This is a genomic window from Thalassospira sp. CH_XMU1420-2, from assembly GCF_037029325.1.
Taxonomy (GTDB): Bacteria; Pseudomonadota; Alphaproteobacteria; order Rhodospirillales; family Thalassospiraceae; genus Thalassospira; species Thalassospira povalilytica.
In genome coordinates this window covers 1-2,340 of record NZ_JAYMEG010000035.1, presented here as the reverse complement: position 1 = coordinate 2,340, position 2,340 = coordinate 1, and the positions used below count along the sequence as shown (strand labels likewise).

At 52.3% G+C, this 2,340-nt stretch carries 3 protein-coding genes; all 3 read right to left on the bottom strand.

Annotated features, from left to right (window positions below):
• Positions 1-56: 56 nt before the first annotated feature.
• The 3 genes from WA429_RS21010 to WA429_RS21000 all read right to left on the bottom strand — a co-directional run bounded on the left by WA429_RS21010 (position 57) and on the right by WA429_RS21000 (position 2,139).
• The gene (locus WA429_RS21010; protein WP_336107881.1) at positions 57-254 is read right to left on the bottom strand and encodes a hypothetical protein; all 198 of its coding nucleotides are present in this window, start codon (positions 252-254) and stop codon (positions 57-59) included.
• A 78-nt stretch (positions 255-332) separates the two neighbouring features.
• Positions 333-1,295 (bottom strand): YqaJ viral recombinase family nuclease, encoded by a 963-nt coding sequence (locus WA429_RS21005; RefSeq protein ID WP_336107880.1) that lies wholly within the window; start codon positions 1,293-1,295, stop codon positions 333-335.
• Positions 1,288-2,139, bottom strand: coding sequence for a recombinase RecT (locus tag WA429_RS21000; protein WP_336107879.1), 852 nt, complete (start codon positions 2,137-2,139; stop codon positions 1,288-1,290). Before WA429_RS21000 ends, WA429_RS21005 begins: the two co-directional genes overlap by 8 nt.
• Positions 2,140-2,340: the final 201 nt, after the last annotated feature.

Genomic DNA, 2,340 nt, shown 5'->3' with positions numbered 1-2,340 from the left:
CTTCGGCTTTGACACCTTCGCCAATTACGGATTTCGGCTGCGGCACGCCATCTTCGTCAAGCATGGGCCACAGCGGCTATCATTATAACCTCTGCGGTTGACTGATCAAGTTTGTCGTCAACGCCAAAGAATGGGATGACACTCGTAGCAGACAGCACAACACCGATCTTCTCGAAGATATCGGCGAAGCGTTTGCGCCTGCGGCTGACCACGGCCATGCTTCGTGCAATGGCGCGGAGTAGTTTTTTCTTCATGTTGTTCTCCTTATGAAGATCGGAGAACACGCACCTCCACCATGGGGACAAGTGTCCCCGATGGGGTTGAAGTTTGGTCTACGCAGACTGTCTGGTGACCGTTTGTCGTTGTGCGGAGAGCGTAACGCGAAGCTGCGACGACGGTTCTGAACGATACGCATCCAGTGTTTCCACTGGAATATTGTGATCTTCACAGAACTTGTTGACGTCGGGCCTGCCTGCTGCACGCACCTTGGATATGCGAAGTCCCGCGAACTCACCGGCATAGTGATTGCCGATGCGCTTTCCGAGGCGTTCCCGGATCGCTTGTCGTTGTTCTTTCGCGTCTGCTTCTATCTCTTGAAGGCGACGGTATTCTGCCGCTTCCTTTTCCCACAAAACCGCGTCGTTACCTTCCGGAACAAAAACATCCCTATCGGGATCTTTCTCTGGAGGCACATCTGTCAGAATGTGGTTGTGATAGAAATTCTTCACCGCGCTGAGCATCTGATCCACATAGTGATCATTGCGGTAAACGGTGAAGATGACCGGGTCTCGATCGTGACGCCAGAATACCAGGTATCCCTTTGTCGCTCCGAGAACAGCCATTTGTGTTTGAAGCTGATGCCAATAATACTCGAACAGCGGACTGCGTTCTTTCAATTGGAGCATCTCATCAAAACGCTTCTCGGTTGGACATTTCAGTTCGACTGGAATGCCATCTATCGTCAATCCGTCGAGCGAAGCTCGCAGACCGGGATAGACTGTGCTCATGACGCATCCGGGATCAGCCAGTTTACCGGTATGATCTTCAAACCAGCAACGCGCTCTCTCCTCGTTTGCCACGCCATATTGCACAGCTGGAACACGAGACAGGTCCGGCTCATCGAGCAGTCCCTTTTTTCGCGCCCAAACCTTGAACGGTGTTTTGAACTCAGCTGAATCAAAGTGATCAGCAACTTCGTATCCCAGTATAGCAGCAACGTCGGTTGCAGTTACTCCCTGCTTGCGCCATTCAAACCATTCTGGGGATCTTTGCTCGATGTTCACCAACTCAAACATCAGCGGCCTCTGGGCCAAAGATTTCGTTGGCCAGCCGATCTATTGCTTCCCGGTAACCCGGGATATTTTCATATCGGCTTTCGCTGCGTGCCACCGCACTCGCCCGATCGCTTCCAGCACTTTTGTGAACGATGAGAGCCTTTCGGATCCGTTCTGCTGTTTCGGCGGGGAACTCCGGTGCCTCGCGTGCAACATTGTGTTCTTCAGAGAACAGTTTCGCATTTGTCGTGCGTCCCTCCATCTCTTCAGAGCAGTAACCGACCATCGGAAAGGCTTCCCGAAGGGCGGCTGCGATCGCACACTTTTCCAACTGGGCCCGTGGGCGTTTGCGCCAGGGTTTGGTTGGAACAGGTGATGACCACATTGTTGCATATGTTTCGACCCATTCGAGATGAACAGGATGGTCTAGCGTGCGCTCACCTTCAAACGTTGTGAGGGTCAAGCGCACATATTCCGGGTAAGTCAAAGTGACGGTTTCACTCTTTTCAACCCAGTTTTTCCCCTCCGGCTCATGCCATGTGCCGGTGAAGGTGTCTGTTTTGGATGGTCCGAACTCGCTTTCACTGCGTGAAAACTTACCATTTGCTCGTGCGAGCAATGATTGGAAGCTCGGCCATACGGTCTCGATGATTGCCCGTGAGTCAGGATCATACTGATCAACGATATTCACGGTGTTTGCAAAAATATCGAGGCTCGCATTCCGACAGTATTCCAGCGCGTTTTCGATGCTGTATGCATTTTTGACGTGCGGGAAAGTCTGAGTGCAAAGAAACTGCCAACCGCGTTGGGTTATGCCGTATTCTTCCTTCAGTGCCAGATCGTACTCTTGAACAAGAGCGTTCATTTTGGGCTCCTTTTCAAACAGAGGACTCCCTGGAGGCAGCCCTCCCGGGATGTTCAACGTTCGAAATAGTCCAGACCATAAGCGGCCCGGTCTAAGGTGCCGTTGCCCTTCGATGCTTCCATCACCTCAAGGGTGCGTGCATGCGCAATGAAGCCAACGCCAATACACAACGCAAACAGAGTGCCTGTGCTGACGACGAAT

Bases quoted from the DNA above. Each gene is read 5' to 3' on its own strand.
- WA429_RS21005 (WP_336107880.1), bottom strand. From the start codon at position 1,295: ATGTTTGAGTTGGTGAACATCGAGCAAAGATCCCCAGAATGGTTTGAA.
- WA429_RS21000 (WP_336107879.1), bottom strand. From the start codon at position 2,139: ATGAACGCTCTTGTTCAAGAGTACGATCTGGCACTGAAGGAAGAATAC.
- WA429_RS21010 (WP_336107881.1), bottom strand. From the start codon at position 254: ATGAAGAAAAAACTACTCCGCGCCATTGCACGAAGCATGGCCGTGGTC.